Here is a 16,560-nt window from a genome sequence, read left to right on the forward strand (position 1 = left end):
GGCGTCGGACAAATACTGTGAGCTCTGTAGGAATAATCCTGCATTTGAATTAATACTTAAGAAAAACACTCTTCAGTTTTTGCTCGAACTGCGACGTAAAGTGTGTTGTTTTCGAACAAGAAACACTGTTCCACAACTTGTGTCTTGCTCAGCGCCCGATTAAGGTAACCGTCAATCCTGTTCTCGGTGTTACGTAACTCGCCATGACGATCATCCGCCGCCTGCTTCGTCTGCTGCACCTGTCGGGTGCCGGCAACGCACGCACCAAGGATCAGCAGCTCGGCCGCATCCGCAGCGCGATGCTGTCGCTGCTGCCCTCGCAAGGTGGCCACTCGGTGCAGCGCGTGAGCCAGCGCGTGCGCTTCGCGGCCGATGTCGAAACCCTCTGGTACCTGCGTCAGGACGTGATGACCGCGCTGAGCGCGATCGACGGCGAGACCGCCGCGCGCCGCAAGATGAAGGGCATCAACAGCATGTTCGAAGGCGGACTGCCGGGATCGATGGGACCGCGCGCGCACCAGCGCATTCCCCACCACTGATGTAACGGACGGCAGGCGGTCGCGAGCTGCCTGGCGTTCGCTTCGAGGCGGCCTCCGGGCCGCCTTTTTTTTGGCGCGCGCGGCGCCTAGTGCGCGTGGCCGTGGTGCGAGTGAGCGCCGTGCGCGTCGCCGTGATCGTGATCGTGGCCCTGCGCGTGCGGCCTGGCGCCGCCGTGCGGGTGATGGCCCCACACCATGAACACGTCGCGCCCGTCGGCCGCGAGTTCGACCTTCGCGCCCACCGGCAGCAGCACCTTGGTCGGCACGTGGCCGAACGGCAGGCCCGCGATCACCTGCACCTTGCGCAGCTGCGCGCGCAGCCGGTCGATCACGGTGTCGAGGCCGAAGCCGCGGTCGTAGCCCGGCACCTTGCGCATGCCGGTGAACTGGCCGAAGACGATGGCGCGCTGGCGGCCGAGCACGCCGGCCATGCGCAGCTGCTCGAGCATGCGCTCGATGCGGTACGGGTGCTCGTTGGTGTCCTCGATGAACAGCACGCCCTGGTCGACCGCCGGGAAGTACGGCGTGCCGAGCAGGCTGGTCAGCACGCAGAGGTTGCCGCCCCACAGCACGGCGTCGTGCACGGGCTTGAACTTGAGCGCCGCGTCGCGCACCGGCATGCGCCAGCCCGTGCCCTCGCCCTGCCCGCTCGCGAGGTCGTCGAAGCAGGCTTCCATGATGTCGTCGGGCCCGGCCTCGGCGCCGAAGTCCTCGCCCACCGCGGGGCCGGCCCAGGTCACGGCGCCGGTCTTCGCGAGCAGCGCGTTCTGCAGCGCGGTGAAGTCGCTGAGGCCGACGAATTCGGTGCCGCGCTCGATGGCCTTGGCCAACTTCTTGAACGGCACGCCGTCGAGGATGCGCGTGAGCCCGTAGCCGCCGCGCGCGATCAGCGCGATGTCGGCCCCGCTCGCGGCCGCGCGGCCGATGGCCGCGAGGCGGGTCGCGTCGTCGCCGGCGAAGCGCTGGTGGAAGGACAGCGCGGCCTCGTCGACCTCGACCTCGTGGCCCAGGGCCTTGAGGCGCGCCACGCCGCGCCGGAACGCGGCCTTGTCGCGCACCGCGCTGGAGGGGGAATAGATGTAGATGTGCTTGTTGCTCACGGCGTCGAGTATCCCATCGCGGCCCGCGCCGCCTCGGCCAATGCCAGCGCCTGCGCGCGGTCCGGGCCCGAGGACCGGGCCAACGGGCCGAGCGCGCGCAGCGCGGCTTCGAAGCCGCGGTCGGGGAACGGCGCGCGCCAGGCCTCGCGCACGCGCTCGCCGCCTTCGGGCGCGGCCAGCAGCGCCGCGAAGCGGCCCGTGGGCGCGGCCGCATGCAGCGCCGCCGCCAGGTCCGCGCCGGCCTGCGAATGCACGAGCACCATCGGCGCGGGCGGCAACCGGTCCAGCCATTCGAGCAGCAGGTCGCGATGCCATTCGAGGCTGTGCGCGGCCTCGCGCTTGGGCTTGTCGCTCTTGCCGAAGCCGATCAGGTCGGGAATCAGCACGCGCAGCCCGGGCAGGCCCGCGAGATGGCGCAAGGCATAGCCCCATTCGCCAGGACCGTGCAGGCACAGGCAGGCCACGCCGTCGGCCGGCCCTTCGTCGACGTAGTGCAGCCGCCAGCCGCGCTGCGACGACAGGTCCTGCACGTGGTGCGGCGCGAAGGCGTAGTCGGCCAGCGCGGCGAAGCGCTCGGGCGGCGTGCGCAGCGCATCGTCGCGCAGCGGCTGCGCCTGCTCGCGCGCGGCCGTGCGCCGGCGCTGGAAGAAGTCCTGCAGCAGCGCCGCGCAATCGGCCGCCAGCACGCCGCCCTGCACCTGCGTGCGGTGGTTGAGCTGGGGCAGCGCGAACAGGTCGAGCACCGAGCCGGCCGCGCCGGTCTTGGGATCGGCGGCGCCATAGACCACGCGCGCGAGCCGCGCATGCAGCATCGCGCCCGCGCACATCGCGCAGGGCTCGAGCGTGACGAACAGCTCGCAGCCCTCGAGCCGGTAGTTGCGCAGCGCCTCGGCGCCGGCACGCAGCGCGTTGATCTCGGCATGGCCGCTGGGGTCGTGCCCGCCCACGGGCGTGTTGCGGCCGGTGGCGATCACGCGGCCGTCCTTCACCAGCACCGCGCCCACGGGCACCTCGCCGGCCTCGGCCGCGCGCCGCGCCTCGGCCAGCGCGAGCGCCATGAAGCCGTCGTCGGTCAAGGGCTCACTCGTCATCGGGCATCTTGCGTTGCGACTGCTGCATCGCGGCGTCGAGGGCCTGCTTGTACTGGTCCTGCACCTGGCGCGCCTGGTCGCGCACGGGGGCCGACGCCGTCGATCCGTCGGCGGAGACGGGCACCGCCGTGCCGGTGAACTGCTTCTTCGCGACCAGCGCGACGATCGCGAGCGCGATCACGAGGCCGATCAGTCCGAGGCCGCGCATCTCAGCGGCCTTTCGCGCGGGCGGTGGTGTCGACGGAAAGCGGCATGGGCGGAGTCTCGGACGTCAAAAGCCCGATTCTCCCTCGCAACCAGAGCCTGCCCCTCAGCGTTGCGCTCCTAGCGTGTGCGGACGCACACGCGTCGTCGCGCGCCTTTATGGGCAGGCTCTGGCGAGCTTCGCGACCCCTTGAATAGGGTGAACAGGCCCTACCGCGCGCCCGCCGCCTTCAATTGATCGGCCATCGCCGTGTAGCCGCGCGCCACCGCGAGCTGCAGCGGCGTACGCCCCTGCCGGTCGGCCAGCGAGAGATTGGCGCCCGCGCCGATCAGCGCGGCCAGCGTGCGCTGGTGCCGTTCGCCGCCGTCGCCCAGCACCACGGCCTCGATGGTGGCGGTCCAGTGCAGGTTGTTGACGTGGTCGAGCGGCGCGCCGGCGGCGATCAGCTGCCGCACCACCTCGTCGTGGCCCAGGTGCGCGGCCGCGATCAGCGCGGTGCCGTCGTAGCGGCTCGTGACCTGCTTCGCGCTCGCGCCCAGCGACAGCAGCAGCACCAGCGTGGCCGGGTCGTCGGCCACCGCGGCGATGGTCACGGCGTCGTAGCGGTCGTCCTCGAGCACATCGAGCGAGGCGCCGGCCTGCGCCAGCAGGCGGATCGCCTCGCGCTGGCGCGCATGCGTGGCCACCTGCAACGCCGTGCGCCCGCGCGCATCGCGCGCGTCGAGCCGCGCACCGCCCGCGACCAGCGTGCGCAGCCTCGGCAGGTCGCCCTGCCAGGCCGCGCGGTGCAGGCCCTCGTAGGCCTTGGCCTCGGCCACGCTGGGCGCGACCTGGGCCAGGGCCGCGCCCGGCACGCCCGCGGCCAGCGCGAGCGCCAGGCCGGCGGCGAGCCGAAGCGCGCGCGGCGTTCTCATCCCAGCAGGCCCTTGACCTTCTCGAGCGCGGCGTTCGCGCACTGTTCGTCGAGGTGGCCGCCGGGCGCGCCACCCACGCCCACGGCGCCGATCACCTCGTTGCCCGACTTCACTGGCACGCCGCCGCCCAGCAGCAGGAAGCCCGGCAGGTAGACCAGGTTCGCGGCGCCGGGGTTCTTCTGCGCGTTCTCCATCATGGCCTGCGTGGGGCTCTTGGCCGAGGCCGAGGTCCAGGCCTTGCGCTCGCTCGAGGCCAGCGTGTGCGGGCCGGCATTGTCGGCGCGCTGCACGGCGCGCACGGTGCCGGCGCGGTCGACCACGGTGGCGGCCACGTTGTAGCCGTTGGCGGCGCAGGCGGCGACGGCCTCGGCGGCGATCTGGTTGGCCAGCGCGAGCGAGATGTTGCGCTCGGTGCGCACCGCGGCGGGCGCGGCGGTCTGGGCCTGGGCCAGGGTGGAAGCGGCCAGGCCGACGACGGCGGCGGCGAGGGTGGCGAGGCGAAGCGACGAATGCATGAAGGGGTCTCCAGTGAGTGGCGCCGGCCCGTTGCCGGCGGCTGCGCCACTGTAGGAAAGCCGCGCCGGCGCGGCCATTCGTACGGCTGCGGGCCGCGCTCCGTAGTTCTACGGAGCGCTGCTATCGACCAGCAGCGCGTAGCGCCGGATCAGCTGCGCCAGCGAATCGCTCTCGAGCTTGGCGAACAGGTTCGCGCGGTGCGTCTCCACCGTGCGTGGCGACAGCGCGAGCTCGCGCGCGATCTCCTTGTTGGTGAGGCCCGCGACGATGAAGGCCAGCACTTCGCGCTCGCGCTCCGACAGCTGCGCCACCCGCTCGCGCGCGGCCTGGTCGGCCTGCGAACGCTCGCGCGAGCGCACGTGCTGGCGCACCGCCTGCTGCAGCGCCTCGAGCAGTTGCTCGTCGTCGACCGGCTTCTCGAGGAACTCGGCCGCGCCGGCCTTGAAGGCGCGGCGGCACATCTCGACCGTGCCATGGCCGGTCAGCATGATCACGGGCTGGTCCACGCCCTGCGCCACCAGCCGGTCGAGCACCGTGAGCCCGCCGATGCCGGGCATGCGCACGTCGAGCACGATCGCGCCGATGCCGCTGCGGTCGAAGCCCGCGAGGAAGGCCTGCGGATCGGCCCAGGTCTGCACGCGCAGACCCGACGGTGCCGATCAGCAGCGCGAGGCTCTCGCGCACCGCCTGGTCGTCGTCGATCAGGTGCACCAGCGGGGATTGGGGCTGTACGTTCGTCGTCATGGGTTCTGCGCCAGCCGCAGCCGCAAGGTGAAGCGCGCGCCGCGCGGCAATGCATGCGCGGCCTCGAGGCTGCCGCCCATGCCGCTGGCCAGCGTCTCGCTGAGGCTCAGGCCCAGTCCCAGACCGCCTTCGCGCGTGCTGAAGAAGGGTTCGAACAGGCGCTGCAGGGCCTCGGGCGCGATGCCGCGTCCGCTGTCGACGATGGCCAGCATGCCCTCCTCGCCTTGGCGCGCAAGCTCGACCTCGATGCGCCGTTCGCCCGCGGGCACGCCTTCGAGCGCCTGCAGCGCGTTCATCAGCAGGTTGTGCACGATCTGCTCGAGCGCCACCGGCTCGCCGAGCACGCGCAGCGGCGGCTGGGCCGCGGCATCGAAGCGCACCGCGACGCCGCGCTGCTCGAACTCGGGCGCCAGCAGGTGCATCGCATCGCGCACCACCTCGTGCAGCGCCAGCGGGCGCAACTCCCCGCCGGCCTCGGGCCGCTCGATCACGCGCCGCAGCCGCCCCACCACGCCGGCCGCGCGCCGCGCCTGTTCGACTGCCTGGCCCATGGCGCCGCGCGCGGTGGCGATGTCGGGCGGCTCCTCGTCGAGCAGCCGGCGCGCGGCCTGCGCATTCGCGAGCACGGCCGTCAGCGGCTGGTTGAGTTCGTGCGCGAGGCCGGCCGACAGCTCGCCGAGCGCATTGAGCCGCGCGACCTGGCCGAGCCGCAGCAGTTCTTCCGCGCGGCGGCGCGCCACGCGCTGGCGCCGCGCGGTCCACAGGCCCGCGACCAGCAGCGCCATCGCCAGCGTCCACAGCGCGATCGCGCGCCAGGGCAGTTCGGACCAGCCCACCTGGCGCTGCGCGACGAGGTCGAAGGGCTGGCTCGGCGAGGCCAGCACCTTGGTGAAGTCGAAGCGCCAGCCGCCCTCGCCGATGCGCCCCGGCTGCAGCACCAGCTGCTGGCCATCGCGCTGCAGGCTCAGCCGCACCGGACTTTGCTGCGGGTTCATCGGCCAGTCGCGCCAGGGCACGGTGCCCGCGAGGTCGATGGCCAGCGCATAGCTGACCGGGTCGGCGCCGATCGCCAGCAGGTAGCGCCCGTGCGGCAGGTCGAGCGCCGCGTATTCGGCGCGGCGCAGCTCGCGCGAACGCGCCTCGGCCCGCGCCAGCGCCTCGGCCTGCGGCCCCGGCGGCCAGGCCTCGCCGCGCGCGCGCCGCTGCACGCCGAGGATCGACGAATACACCGCGGGGAGCCGCTGCTCGGGCCGGTCGGCCGCGCCGCCGCCACCCGCGGGTTCGAGCAGCGCAAGCGTGGCCAGCACCGCGTCGTACTGCACCACCTGCTGGCTCATCAGGCGGTGCGCGATGCGCGCGTCGGTGTCGAAGGCCTGGTGCAGTCGCTCGATCTCGGCGCGCGCGAGCCAGACCGCGCCCAGGGCCGACAGCGCCAGCCAGGCCAGCCACCATCCGCCGCGGGTGCGCAACCACTGTTTCATGGCGCGGATTGTGCCGGGGAGCGGGAGCGGACAGCCGAACGCAGAGGGCGCGAAGGTTTCGCGAAGGTCGCAGAAGGGACATCCCAAAGAATGGAAATCCTTCTGCGACCTCTGCGCGCTTTTGTATTTCTTCTGCGTTCGGATGTCCGTGTTCGACAGCCTCTCCTGGGCCCGGGCGAGAATGCGCGCCCGAGGCCCCAGTGCAATGCAGGACACCCTTTTCCCCCACCTCCCCGGATCTCCCCCTTCGGCGCCTGCCCCTTCCGCGCCTCCCGCGGCCGATGCTCCGACCCCGAAGAAATCGCGCGGTGGCACCGTGCTGCCGGCGCCGGCCGATCCGGCGCTGGTCGACCTCGCGCTGCAGCTGCCGCCGCAGTTGCGCTTCGGCGGCTCGTCGTGGAACTACCCGGGCTGGGCCGGCCTCGTGTGGGACGGCGAATACGCCGAGGCCGTGCTGTCGAAGAACGGGCTCGCGGCCTATGGCCAGCATCCGCTGTTCCGCAGCGTGAGCCTGGACCGCAACTTCTATCGCGCGCTCACCGCGAGCCAGTACGCGCGCTACGCGGCGATGGTGCCCGACGACTTCCGCTTCGTGGTGAAGGCGCCGAGCGTGGTGACCGATGCCACGGTGCGCGACGAGAGCGGCCGCGGCACGCAGATCAATCCGGCCTTCCTCAGCGCCGACCTCGCGGTGCGCGAGTTCGCCGAGCCCGCGCTGCAGGGCCTGGGCCATCGCATCGGCGCGCTGGTGTTCCAGATGAGCCCGCTGCCGCGGCCGGTGCTGGCCGATGTGCCGCTGCTGCTCGAGCGCATCGCCGCGATGATCGCCGCGCTGCCGGCGCTCGCACCGACCGCGCCCGACGCGGTGGTCGCGGTCGAGGTGCGGGATCCGCAGCTCATGACGCCCGAGTTCGCCGCCATGCTGCGCAGCGTGGGCGCCACCTGGTGCCTGGGGCTGCACGCGAAGATGCCGCCGATCGAGGAGCAGTTGCCGATGCTGCGCGCGCTCTGGCCGCGCCCGCTGGTGTGCCGCTGGAACCTGCACCGGCGCCACGGCCGCTACGGCTACGAGGACGCCGAGAAGCTCTACGGCCCGTTCGACAAGATCGTCGATCCCGATCCCGAGACGCGCCAGGCGCTGGCGCGCGTGATCGCGGGCACCGTGAAGGCCGGGCAGAACGCCTTCGTCACCGTGAGCAACAACGCCGAGGGCTGCGCGCCGCGCACGGTGGCGACGCTGGCGCAGGAAGTGGCCGACCTGCTGCTGCGCTGAATCAGTCGACCGCGACGGTCATCTCGACCTCGACCGTCGCGTTCTTCGGCAGCGCATAGACGCCGACCGCCGTGCGCACATGCACGCCCGCGTCGCCGAACACCTCGTGCAGCAGGTCCGAGGCCGCGTCGGCCACCTCGCTGTGCTGCGTGAAGTCGGCGCTGCACTGCACGAACACGCCCACGCGCAGCACCTGGCGCACCGCGTCGAGCGAGCCGAGCTCGCGGCGCAGGATCGCGAGCGCGCGCAGTGCGCAGATCCGCGCGCCCTCGCGCGCCTGCTCGAGCGACACCGTGTCGCCCGCGCGGCCCGTGACCATCACCGTGGTGCCCACGCGCGGCACCTGGCCGCTGATGTAGAGGGTATGGCCGTCGCGCACGGCCGACGCGTAGTGGCCGCCGACGCGGATCTCGCCCTCGAAGCTGTGGCCGAGCTCGGCGGCGATGCGGTCGGCGGTCTGTTGGCGAAGGGCGGAGGCGGTCATGGGCGGAATTCCAGCGGAGAGAAAAGGCGTCATCTTCGCCGCACCGGCGCGCGGCGAACAGATACAGAGCGCGCGAAAAGAAGCCGCAACAGAGGCCGCGCGCAGGCCCCGGTCCCGGGCCTCGAGGGGCTTGTCGAAGCGCTCGCTTTCACTCGTGCGAGACTCGCCGCTGAAGGAGAGTTACAGATGAATACATTTATATTCGTGATCGTCCTGGCGACCCTCGCCCTGCTCCTGGTCGTGCTGATCGCGCAGAAACGCAACGACAGCCGCAGCGGCTTCGTCGAACGCCCGCGTCCGCGCGCGCCGCTCAACGAACGCCAGCAGGCCATGTACCACCGCCTGGTGCAGACGCTGCCCGACCTCGTGGTGCTGCCGCAGGTGAGCTTCGGCGCCCTGCTCACCGCGCGCACCCGCGCCGCGCGCAGTGGCTTCGGCCGCAAGATCGCCGACTTCGTCATCTGCGACCGCAACTTCGAGGTGGTGGCCGTGGTCGGCCTCGACGAGAAGGCCGGCCGCAAGGAGCGCGCGCTGCGCGAGGCCCACGACGCACTGCTCGTCGATGCCGGCTACCGCGTGCTGCGCTATGCGCGCGTGCCCGACGTGGGCCGCGTCGAGGCCGACTTCGATCCCTCGCTGGCCACGCCACGGCTGCAGATCGGCCCGCGCTTCCTCGAGGCGATGGCGCTCGAGCGGCCGGCCTTCAAGGCCTCGACGCACCAGTGGCATCCGTCGAAGGCCAAGCGCCGGCGCCGCGAGCGAGCGCGCGAGCTGCCCGCCGATCAGCTCTCGAACGCGAGGTAGACCCGGCCGTCCTCGATCTTCACCGGGTAGCTGCGCAGGTCCTCGGTGAGCGGCGCGCACATCGCCTTGCCGCTGCGCACGTCGAAGCGGCCCTGGTGCAGCGGGCACTCGATCTCGTGGCCCTCGAGGAAGCCGTCGCACAGCCGCGCATGGCCGTGGGTGCAGATGTTGTCGGTGGCATGGATGCCGTCCTCGGTGCCGTAGAGCGCGATGTCGCGGCCCTGCACGTCGATGCCGATCACGTCGTCGGCGGGGGACGTCGTCCACCGCCGCGGCGTCGATCCAGGTGATCGTGGTCATGTCGTTCTTCTTTTCTGTCCTGAATGGGTGGTGAGCCCCATCCGTTCGGGCCTAGCTTGGCCTGTCCTGAGCTTGTCGAAGGGCGAAGCCTTGCGCGCCGCTTCGACAAGCTCAGCGCGAACGGTTGGGGGTTTCGCGGCGGGCCTTCCGCGTCAGTCGGGCTTGAGGCCCGTGCGCTCGATCACCGGCTTCCAGCGCCGCAGTTCCTCGCCCATGAACTTCGCCAGCGCCTCGGGCGTGCTGCCCACGGGATCGAAGTAGGCGGTCTGCAGGCGCTTCTGCACCTCGGGGTCCTTGAGCACCGCGGCGATCTCGCGGCTCATGCGCTGCACGATCGCATCGGGCGTGCCCTTGGGCGCCATGTAGGCGAACCACGGCACGGCCTGGATGTCGGGCAGGCCCGATTCGCGCAGGGTCGGCAGCTCGGGCAGCAGCGCAGAGCGCTCGGCCGAGGTCACGGCGATGGCCTTGAGCCGGCCAGCCTTGGCCTGCGGCATCACCGACACCGGCGGCAGGCAGGCGAACTGCACGTCGCCCTGGATGATCGCGGTGACGGCCTGGCCCGACGACGCATAAGGGATATGGACCGCGAAGGACCGGGTCTTGAGCTTGACCAGCTCCACGCCCAGGTGCGAGATCGAGCCGTTGCCGGTCGAGGCGAAGTTGAACTGGCCGGGGTTGCGCTTCAGCGCGTCGAGCCAGCCCTTGACCGCGTCGACGTTCATGCCGTTGGACACCGCGCACACATTGGGCGTGGTGGCCGCGAGCGACACCGGCACCAGGTCCTTGAACGGGTCGTACGGCAGGTTCCTGTAGAGGATGGTGTTGTAGACCAGCGGCGCGTTGACCGAGAGCAGGAAGGTGTAGCCGTCGGGCGCGGCCTTCGAGGCCTGGTCGGTGCCGCTGTTGCCACCCGCGCCGGGCTTGTTCTCCACGATCAGCGGCTGGCCGATGCGCGCGGCGAGCTTGTCGTTGACGATGCGCGCGAGGATGTCGGGCGAGGCGCCCGCGGCGAAGGGCACGATCACGCGCACGGGGCGCTGCGGCCAGTCCTGGGCCTGGGCCGTCATGGCGATGGCGGCCGTGGCCGCGAGCACGAACAGCGTCTTCATGGCCGCGCCTCCACGTCCACCATGCCCAGGTGGTCCTGCTGCTCGCGCGCGATGAAGCCCGCGATCAATGCGCGGTAGGCGGCTTCCACCACCTCGGGATAGGCGCCCTCCTGCTCGGCCAGCGCCCTCACCTTGTCGATCACCTCCTGCTGGCGCCGCGGCGCCGAGACCTGGAAGGCATCGCGCTTGAAGCGCGCCGCGTCCTTCACGTAGCGGCCGCGCTCGGCCAGCAGCGTGACGATCCGGCGGTCGAGCGCGTCGATGTTCTCGCGCACCTCGGCGAGGTTGGCGCACAGCGGCCGGTAGGCCGGGTCGGTGAAGCGGCGCAGCGGCGCGCCGTGGGTCTCGGGTTCTTTGTCCTGCATGGCTCAGATCGGATAGATGATGGAATTCGGGATCATTTCGCTGTCGAACACGCACAGGCGCGACGCGAACTTCAGGCCTTCGGGCGTGGACACCACGCGGTCGATGTAGCGGCCCACGTTGAACACGGTCGAGGGCCCGTCGAGCTTGGTGCGGAACACCGCGTAGTTGGCCTCGCTGCGGATGGCGCCGTCGTCGTCGACACCGTGCACCACCGGCAAGCCGACCACGTGGCGCTGGTAGTACGGGTCGTGGAACAGCGTCTCCTGGATGCCGTAGACGCGGTCTTCCAGCATGCCGCGGCTCTCGAAGGACAGCGTGGCCAGCGGCAGGCCGCGCTCGTGGTTCTCGCGCGGCTGCAGCCGGTAGCTGCACTGCTCGGTGAAGAAGGCCGGCCACAGGCTCCACTGGCCCGAATCGACCGCGTGGGCGTAGGCCGCGTAGAGCCGCGCCAGCTCGAGGTAGGCGGCGGGGTCGAGCTGCTTCATGCGGCCTCCATCACTTCGCGCCAGTAGCGGTACATGCCGCGGATCAGCGTCTCGGTCACCATGTGGTCGGTGTTCTCGACCTCGCGCCCACCGAGCTCGGCCAGCGTGCGGTGGTAGGGCTTCTGCTCGAAGCCCTGCTGCGAGAACTCGATCACCTCGCCGTCGTCGGCCGACACGAAGCCCGCCGGCCCGAACAGGTTGGCCTGCCGCAGGCGGCGCTGCGTCATCTCGGCGCTGTCGTCCTCGAAGCCGAAATGGGTCCAGACGAAATCGAAGGCATCGTGGCCCACGGGCTGGATGTGGCGCGTCGACACGCTGTTGACCTGCTGCTGCAGGATCAGGCTCGGGAACAGCGTCATCATCACCGCGGTCGGCCCGCCCCACCAGGGCTCGGGCACGATGTCGAGGAAGCGCGGGTCCTTGAGCTGCATGCTCTCCTTGAAGCTGGAGACCTGCGTCACCTGCGCGGCCTTGCCCGCGCTGCCGCGCGTGGAGATCATCGCGGCGTGGCGCCCGCGCGCATCCATCTTGAGCTCCGACTTGTTGTCGGCGCGCCAGAGTCCGAAGGTCACGAACCAGGTGTGCAGCAGGCCCGGGTGGTACGGGTCCTTGATGTTCTCCTGCATCAGCTTCCAGTTGCCCGGGATGCGCTGGCGGCTGTAGCCGAGGATGGTGAGCTTGCGGCCGTCGAACAGCCGGTCGAAGTAGCGCAGGATCTCGGGGCCGAGAAAGTCCTCGAAGGATTCGATGTCGTGGTCGAAGGCGGCGAACACCACGCCGCCGCGCCGCGCCACCTTGAGCTTGTTGAGGCCGTTCTCCTCGAGCTTGAAATCCCCCGGCATGCCGCCGTTGACCTTGCCGTCCTGCTTCACGCCGCGGCGGAACGGCACGCCCTGCAGGTCGCCCTTGAGCGAGTAGTTCCATTGGTGGTAGGGGCAGACGAAGTCCTTGCGGTTGCCCTGGCGCTCGCGGCAGAACTGCATGCCGCGGTGCGCGCAGACGTTCTCCACCACGTGGATCTCGCCTTCCATGTCGCGCACCAGGATCACCGAGCGCTCGCCGACGGCGGTGCGCTTGAAGTCGCCGGGGTTCGGGATCTCGGCCTCGAGGCCGACATAGCACCAGTGCTTCTCGTAGAAGAAGCGCTGCAGCTCCTTCCGGTGCAGTTCCTCGTCGGTGTAGGCCTTGAACGGGATGCGGCTGGTCTGCTCGTTCTCCCAGCGCAGCTCGATGGGGAACACGGCTTGCGTTGTCATCGCGGGTCTCCTTGTCTTTCCGGCAATTCTTCAGGTGCCTTGCAGGTAGAAGGCATCGGCATGGATCTGCTCGGGCGCGAGGCCGCGGCCGCGCACCAGTTGCGTCACGGCCTCGACCATCGGCGGCGAGCCGCAGAGGTAGGCGCGCCAGCCCTCGAGGCTGCCGGGCCAGTCGGCGCGGATCGCGTCGGTGATCAGGCCCAGGCGCTGGCCGGCCTCGACCGGGCCGGCGACCACCACCACCTGCACCGTCAGCGCGGATGCAGCGCCTGCAGTTCGCGCAGCTCGGCGAGGCCGTAGACGTCGGCGCCCGAGCGCACGCCGAGATAGAGGTGGATCGACTGCTGCGTGAGCCCGGCCTCGATGGCGCCGCGCACGATCGACAGGATCGGCGCCAGCCCGGTGCCGCCGGCCGCGCAGAGCATCGGCCCGCGGTGCTTCGTGCGCAGGTAGGCGGTGCCCAGCGGCCCGCTGACGCGCACCGCGTCGCCCACGCGCAGCTGCTCGAACACATGCGCGGTGACGCGCCCACCGGGCACGCGGCGCACGTGGAACTCGAGTTCGTCGTCGCGGCCGAGGCCCGCCATCGAGTACGGCCGCGCGAGTCCCGGCGCGAACTGCAGTTGCGCGTACTGGCCCGGCGAGAACTCGAGCGGCTTGTTGGGTTTCAGGCGCAGGCGGCGGATGTCGTGGGTCAGCGTCTCGATGCCGGTGACCGTGGCCTTGAGCACCCGCGCCGGATGCACCACCACCTCGTCGGGCTCGGGGATCTCGATCGCGCAGCTCTCGGTCAGCGTGGCCTGGCAGGCCAGCACGTAGCGCTCGCCCTGGCCGTCGGGGCGGATGGCATCCTGGCCCGCGTCGAGCACCTGGCCCGACACCAGCTTGCAGCGGCAGGTGCCGCAGCGCCCGGCCATGCAGCTGTACGACACCGGCACATGGTGCTCGCGCAGCACCTCGAGCAGGTTCGCGCCGGGGCGGACCTCGAGCGTGCGGGCCAGGGGGTGGATGTGCAGGTCCATCGGATGTTCTTCTCGTGGGCGGGCGCGCTGCGCCGGTTGTCTCGGGGACCGATGATGCGCGGCCGTCGCCGATTGACCAATAGAATTCCGTGAATCCTCTTCATCACCGAAATGAATAAAGGTCCGGCATGCAGCTCAAGGACATCGACCTCAACCTGTTGCTGGTGTTCGACCGCATGCTGGCCGAGAAACGCGTGTCGGCCGTGGCCGCGTCGCTGGGCCTGTCGCAGCCCGCGATCAGCAACGCGCTCGCGCGGCTGCGCAAGCTGCTGGGCGACGAGCTGTTCCTGCGCACCGCGCGCGGCATGGAGCCCACGCCCTTCGCGCTGCAACTGGCCGAGCCGGTGGCCTATGCGATGGGCGCGCTGCATACCGCGCTCAACCAGCAGGTGGTGTTCGACCCGGCCACCAGCACGCGCGCCTTCGCGCTCGCGATGACCGACATCGGCGAGATCTACTTCACGCCGAAGCTGATGGCCGCGCTGTCGGCGGTTGCGCCGGGCGTGACCATCAGCACCGTGCGCAACAACACCGCGACCAACCTGCGCGAGGAGCTCGAGGCCGGCCATGTCGACCTGGCGATCGGGCTGCTGCCGCAGCTCAAGTCGGGCGTGTTCCAGCGCCGGCTGTTCCGCCAGCGCTATGTGTGCCTGTTCGCCGGCAGCCATCCGCTCGCGAAGAAGCGCAGCGTGTCGCTCAAGGATTTCGTCGCGGCCGACCACGTGCTGGTGCAGGCCGCGGGCACCGGCCACGGCAAGGCCGACGACGTGATGGCCGCGCAGGGCATCCAGCGGCGCATCCGGCTGCGCGTGCCGCACTTCGTGGCCATCGGCCACATCCTGCGTTCGGGCGACATATCGCCACCGTGCCCGAGCGGCTCGCGCAGAGCATCGCCGAGCCCTTCGGGCTGGTGTGGCGCGCGCACCCGGTGGCGCTGCCGCAGATCGCGATCAACCTGTTCTGGCATGCCAAGCTGCACCGCGATCCGGGCAACCAGTGGCTGCGCGGCCTGCTGTTCGACCAGTTCGCCGATGGCGACTGAGCACGGTCTTCGGGTTCGGCGTACAAACACGGCCGTCCCTCCTTTCCGCATCACGATGGCGCCCTCCCCCCGCATCCGGATCGCTCCCGGCACCGAAGGCATCGAACGCCTCGAGGCCCACCTGCACGGCCAGGCCTTCTCGCCGCACCGCCACGACACCTATGCGATCGGCATCACGCTCGCGGGCGTGCAGCGCTTTCGCTACCGCGGCACGCAGCAGCAATGCCTGCCGGGCCAGTGCCACGTGCTGCATCCCGACGAGCTGCACGACGGCGGCGCGGGCACCGACGATGGCTTCGGCTACCGCATCCTCTACGTCGATCCGGCGCTGGTGCAGTGCGCGCTGCAGGGACGGCCGCTGCCCTTCGTGACGCAGCCGGTGCTCGATGCGGCGCGGCTGCGGGCCCTCGGCACGGGCCTCGCCACCGCGCGCGAGCTCTGGGACTTCGACGCCGCGATCGACGACGAGGTGCTGCGCACCGAGTTCGCGGTCGCGGTGGCGCAACTGCTGGCCAACGCGGCCACGGGGCGCGCGGCCGCGACCGGCCCGCTCGAGCTCGCGGGCCTCGCGCGCGTGCGCGAGCACATCGCGGCCACGCCGACCGAGCGCCCGAGATGGCCACGCTCGAGCGCCTGGCCGGCCTCGACCGATGGTCGCTCGCGCGCCAGTTCCGCGCGGCCTTCGGCACCAGCCCGAGCCGCTTCCCGCACCTTGCGCCAGCTCGACGCGGTGCGCCGGCTGCTGCGGCGCGGCAGTTCGCTGGCCGATGCGGCCGACGCGGCCGGCTTCGCCGACCAGAGCCACATGTCGCGCCAGTTCAAGCAGGCCTACGGCCTCACGCCCGCGCGCTGGAGCGCGGCGCTGGGCTGATCAGCGCACGCCGGTATCGGTGCGCACCTCGATCGCGCGCACCACGGCCGCCATGTCGAGCGCGCCCAGGCCCAGCGCCTGCGTCTCGCCATAGAGCGCGTGGCAGGCATCGAGCAGCGGCGAGGCCACGCCGGCCGCGCGCGCCGCCTCGGCCACCAGCCGGTTGTTCTTGAGCACGTCGGTGATCGAGGCCTGCACCTCGAAGTCCTGCGCGAGCAGCTTCTGCGCCTTCATGCGCGACACGGCGCTGGCCATCGGCCCGGCCTCGAGCACCGACACCAGCTTGCGCGTGTCGAGCCCGTGGCGGTCGGCGAAATGGAAGGCCTCCGCGAGGCCCGTGACCATGGTGATCAGGAACAGGTTGACCGACAGCTTCATCAGCAGCGCCTGCGGCACCGGGCCGCAGACCACGGTCTCGTGGCACATGGGCTTGAGCAGCGGCCGCAGCGCATCCACCGCGTCGGCGTCGCCGGCGAGCATCGCCACCAGTTGCCCGGCCTCGGCCGGCTTGCGCGAGCCCGAGACCGGCGCCTCGACATAGCGCCCGCCCGCGGCGCGGACCGCGTCGGCCAGCGCTTGCGAATACGCGGCCGAGGTCGTGCCCATGTGGACGATGGTGCGCCCCGCGACGTTGTCCGCGAAGGCCGGCGTGCCGCGGCCCAGCGCCTCGTCGATCGCCTCGCCGTGGGCCAGCATCAGGATCGCGATGCGCGTGCGGCGCAGCACCTGCGCGGGTGTGTCCGCAACCTGCGCACCGGCTTCGCGCAAGGGCTCGGCGCCGCGCGGGCGAGCGGTTCCATACGACCAGCGGCGTGCCAGCGCGCGCCAGATTGAGCGCCATGGGCTGGCCCATGACGCCGAGGCCGATGAATCCGAGGGGTTCGATGTCAGTCAACCGTGTCTCCGTGAATGAATGAGGAAGGGATGGCGCGGCACCTTAGCCCTCGGCGAAGGC

At 71.1% G+C, this 16,560-nt stretch carries 14 protein-coding genes and 6 pseudogenes; 5 read left to right on the forward strand and 15 right to left on the reverse strand.

The features are described 5' to 3' along the window. Positions 1 to 203 precede the first annotated feature (203 nt). Positions 204 to 539: a hypothetical protein gene (locus ACHMXE_RS27700; protein ID WP_203206008.1), complete on the forward strand. Its 336-nt coding sequence runs from the start codon at positions 204 to 206 to the stop codon at positions 537 to 539. Positions 540 to 625: 86 nt separating this feature from the next. Here the strand turns inward: ACHMXE_RS27700 and ACHMXE_RS27705 are convergent, their stop codons facing one another. The 7 genes and pseudogenes from ACHMXE_RS27705 to ACHMXE_RS27735 all read right to left on the reverse strand — a co-directional run bounded on the left by ACHMXE_RS27705 (position 626) and on the right by ACHMXE_RS27735 (position 6,590). Then, positions 626 to 1,639, reverse strand: coding sequence for an LD-carboxypeptidase (locus ACHMXE_RS27705; RefSeq protein ID WP_395352621.1), 1,014 nt, complete (start codon positions 1,637 to 1,639; stop codon positions 626 to 628). Then, the gene (gene tadA, locus ACHMXE_RS27710) at positions 1,636 to 2,730 is read right to left on the reverse strand and encodes a tRNA adenosine(34) deaminase TadA (protein ID WP_395352623.1); all 1,095 of its coding nucleotides are present in this window, start codon (positions 2,728 to 2,730) and stop codon (positions 1,636 to 1,638) included. Before tadA ends, ACHMXE_RS27705 begins: the two co-directional genes overlap by 4 nt. Further along, positions 2,720 to 2,938: a hypothetical protein gene (locus tag ACHMXE_RS27715; RefSeq protein WP_395352625.1), complete on the reverse strand. Its 219-nt coding sequence runs from the start codon at positions 2,936 to 2,938 to the stop codon at positions 2,720 to 2,722. The genes tadA and ACHMXE_RS27715 overlap by 11 nt, the downstream gene beginning before the upstream one ends. 206 nt (positions 2,939 to 3,144) lie before the next feature. After that, positions 3,145 to 3,849, reverse strand: a complete 705-nt coding sequence (locus tag ACHMXE_RS27720; protein WP_395352627.1) for an ankyrin repeat domain-containing protein — start codon at positions 3,847 to 3,849, stop codon at positions 3,145 to 3,147. After that, complete coding sequence (locus ACHMXE_RS27725) at positions 3,846 to 4,364, reverse strand: heme-binding protein (RefSeq protein WP_261205797.1); 519 nt, start codon at positions 4,362 to 4,364, stop codon at positions 3,846 to 3,848. The genes ACHMXE_RS27720 and ACHMXE_RS27725 overlap by 4 nt, the downstream gene beginning before the upstream one ends. A gap of 108 nt (positions 4,365 to 4,472) precedes the next feature. Beyond that, positions 4,473 to 5,109, reverse strand: a pseudogene (locus ACHMXE_RS27730) (response regulator transcription factor). After that, positions 5,106 to 6,590 (reverse strand): sensor histidine kinase, encoded by a 1,485-nt coding sequence (locus tag ACHMXE_RS27735; RefSeq protein ID WP_395352629.1) that lies wholly within the window; start codon positions 6,588 to 6,590, stop codon positions 5,106 to 5,108. The pseudogene ACHMXE_RS27730 and the gene ACHMXE_RS27735 overlap by 4 nt, the downstream one beginning before the upstream one ends. Positions 6,591 to 6,795: 205 nt before the next feature. Between ACHMXE_RS27735 and ACHMXE_RS27740 the strand changes: the two genes are divergently transcribed. Then, positions 6,796 to 7,863 carry a DUF72 domain-containing protein gene (locus ACHMXE_RS27740; protein ID WP_395352631.1) on the forward strand — a complete coding sequence of 356 codons (1,068 nt, stop codon included), beginning with the start codon at positions 6,796 to 6,798 and terminating at the stop codon, positions 7,861 to 7,863. A gap of 1 nt (position 7,864) precedes the next feature. On the opposite strand, the gene ACHMXE_RS27745 is transcribed toward ACHMXE_RS27740, so the two are convergent. Then, positions 7,865 to 8,347, reverse strand: coding sequence for a RidA family protein (locus ACHMXE_RS27745; protein ID WP_395352633.1), 483 nt, complete (start codon positions 8,345 to 8,347; stop codon positions 7,865 to 7,867). Positions 8,348 to 8,533: 186 nt separating this feature from the next. Between ACHMXE_RS27745 and ACHMXE_RS27750 the strand changes: the two genes are divergently transcribed. Continuing rightward, positions 8,534 to 9,151 carry a DUF2726 domain-containing protein gene (locus ACHMXE_RS27750; RefSeq protein WP_395352635.1) on the forward strand — a complete coding sequence of 206 codons (618 nt, stop codon included), beginning with the start codon at positions 8,534 to 8,536 and terminating at the stop codon, positions 9,149 to 9,151. Here ACHMXE_RS27750 and ACHMXE_RS27755 read toward each other — a convergent pair. The 6 genes and pseudogenes from ACHMXE_RS27755 to ACHMXE_RS27780 all read right to left on the reverse strand — a co-directional run bounded on the left by ACHMXE_RS27755 (position 9,130) and on the right by ACHMXE_RS27780 (position 13,692). Then, a pseudogene (locus ACHMXE_RS27755) lies at positions 9,130 to 9,451 on the reverse strand (non-heme iron oxygenase ferredoxin subunit). The gene ACHMXE_RS27750 and the pseudogene ACHMXE_RS27755 sit on opposite strands and share 22 nt — an antisense overlap. Positions 9,452 to 9,603: 152 nt before the next feature. Further along, a complete protein-coding gene (locus tag ACHMXE_RS27760; RefSeq protein WP_395352636.1) occupies positions 9,604 to 10,563 on the reverse strand; it encodes a Bug family tripartite tricarboxylate transporter substrate binding protein in 960 nt (319 codons plus the stop codon). Next, positions 10,560 to 10,928, reverse strand: coding sequence for a chorismate mutase (locus tag ACHMXE_RS27765; protein WP_395352638.1), 369 nt, complete (start codon positions 10,926 to 10,928; stop codon positions 10,560 to 10,562). The genes ACHMXE_RS27760 and ACHMXE_RS27765 overlap by 4 nt, the downstream gene beginning before the upstream one ends. A gap of 3 nt (positions 10,929 to 10,931) precedes the next feature. Next, positions 10,932 to 11,414 carry an aromatic-ring-hydroxylating dioxygenase subunit beta gene (locus tag ACHMXE_RS27770; RefSeq protein ID WP_395352640.1) on the reverse strand — a complete coding sequence of 161 codons (483 nt, stop codon included), beginning with the start codon at positions 11,412 to 11,414 and terminating at the stop codon, positions 10,932 to 10,934. Beyond that, a complete protein-coding gene (locus ACHMXE_RS27775; RefSeq protein WP_395352642.1) occupies positions 11,411 to 12,670 on the reverse strand; it encodes an aromatic ring-hydroxylating dioxygenase subunit alpha in 1,260 nt (419 codons plus the stop codon). The genes ACHMXE_RS27770 and ACHMXE_RS27775 overlap by 4 nt, the downstream gene beginning before the upstream one ends. 30 nt (positions 12,671 to 12,700) lie before the next feature. After that, a pseudogene (locus ACHMXE_RS27780) lies at positions 12,701 to 13,692 on the reverse strand (2Fe-2S iron-sulfur cluster-binding protein). A gap of 128 nt (positions 13,693 to 13,820) precedes the next feature. On the opposite strand from ACHMXE_RS27780, the pseudogene ACHMXE_RS27785 reads away from it, so the two are divergent. Both ACHMXE_RS27785 and ACHMXE_RS27790 read left to right on the forward strand, forming a co-directional pair. Then, a pseudogene (locus ACHMXE_RS27785) lies at positions 13,821 to 14,734 on the forward strand (LysR family transcriptional regulator). Positions 14,735 to 14,843: 109 nt separating this feature from the next. Next, a pseudogene (locus tag ACHMXE_RS27790) lies at positions 14,844 to 15,605 on the forward strand (AraC family ligand binding domain-containing protein); the annotation flags it as partial. On the opposite strand, the pseudogene ACHMXE_RS27795 reads toward ACHMXE_RS27790, so the two are convergent. Beyond that, positions 15,606 to 16,458: pseudogene (locus ACHMXE_RS27795) on the reverse strand (NAD(P)-dependent oxidoreductase). Between the last annotated feature and the right edge of the window lie 102 nt (positions 16,459 to 16,560).

The organism is Variovorax sp. UC122_21 (assembly GCF_044056785.1).
Classification (GTDB): Bacteria; Pseudomonadota; Gammaproteobacteria; order Burkholderiales; family Burkholderiaceae_C; genus Variovorax.

Bases quoted from the DNA above. Each gene is read 5' to 3' on its own strand.
- ACHMXE_RS27700 (WP_203206008.1), top strand. From the start codon at position 204: ATGACGATCATCCGCCGCCTGCTTCGTCTGCTGCACCTGTCGGGTGCC.
- ACHMXE_RS27760 (WP_395352636.1), bottom strand. From the start codon at position 10,563: ATGAAGACGCTGTTCGTGCTCGCGGCCACGGCCGCCATCGCCATGACG.
- ACHMXE_RS27765 (WP_395352638.1), bottom strand. From the start codon at position 10,928: ATGCAGGACAAAGAACCCGAGACCCACGGCGCGCCGCTGCGCCGCTTC.
- ACHMXE_RS27770 (WP_395352640.1), bottom strand. From the start codon at position 11,414: ATGAAGCAGCTCGACCCCGCCGCCTACCTCGAGCTGGCGCGGCTCTAC.
- ACHMXE_RS27735 (WP_395352629.1), bottom strand. From the start codon at position 6,590: ATGAAACAGTGGTTGCGCACCCGCGGCGGATGGTGGCTGGCCTGGCTG.
- ACHMXE_RS27745 (WP_395352633.1), bottom strand. From the start codon at position 8,347: ATGACCGCCTCCGCCCTTCGCCAACAGACCGCCGACCGCATCGCCGCC.
- ACHMXE_RS27720 (WP_395352627.1), bottom strand. From the start codon at position 3,849: ATGAGAACGCCGCGCGCGCTTCGGCTCGCCGCCGGCCTGGCGCTCGCG.
- ACHMXE_RS27750 (WP_395352635.1), top strand. From the start codon at position 8,534: ATGAATACATTTATATTCGTGATCGTCCTGGCGACCCTCGCCCTGCTC.
- tadA (WP_395352623.1), bottom strand. From the start codon at position 2,730: ATGACGAGTGAGCCCTTGACCGACGACGGCTTCATGGCGCTCGCGCTG.
- ACHMXE_RS27775 (WP_395352642.1), bottom strand. From the start codon at position 12,670: ATGACAACGCAAGCCGTGTTCCCCATCGAGCTGCGCTGGGAGAACGAG.
- ACHMXE_RS27725 (WP_261205797.1), bottom strand. From the start codon at position 4,364: ATGCATTCGTCGCTTCGCCTCGCCACCCTCGCCGCCGCCGTCGTCGGC.
- ACHMXE_RS27740 (WP_395352631.1), top strand. From the start codon at position 6,796: ATGCAGGACACCCTTTTCCCCCACCTCCCCGGATCTCCCCCTTCGGCG.
- ACHMXE_RS27715 (WP_395352625.1), bottom strand. From the start codon at position 2,938: ATGCGCGGCCTCGGACTGATCGGCCTCGTGATCGCGCTCGCGATCGTC.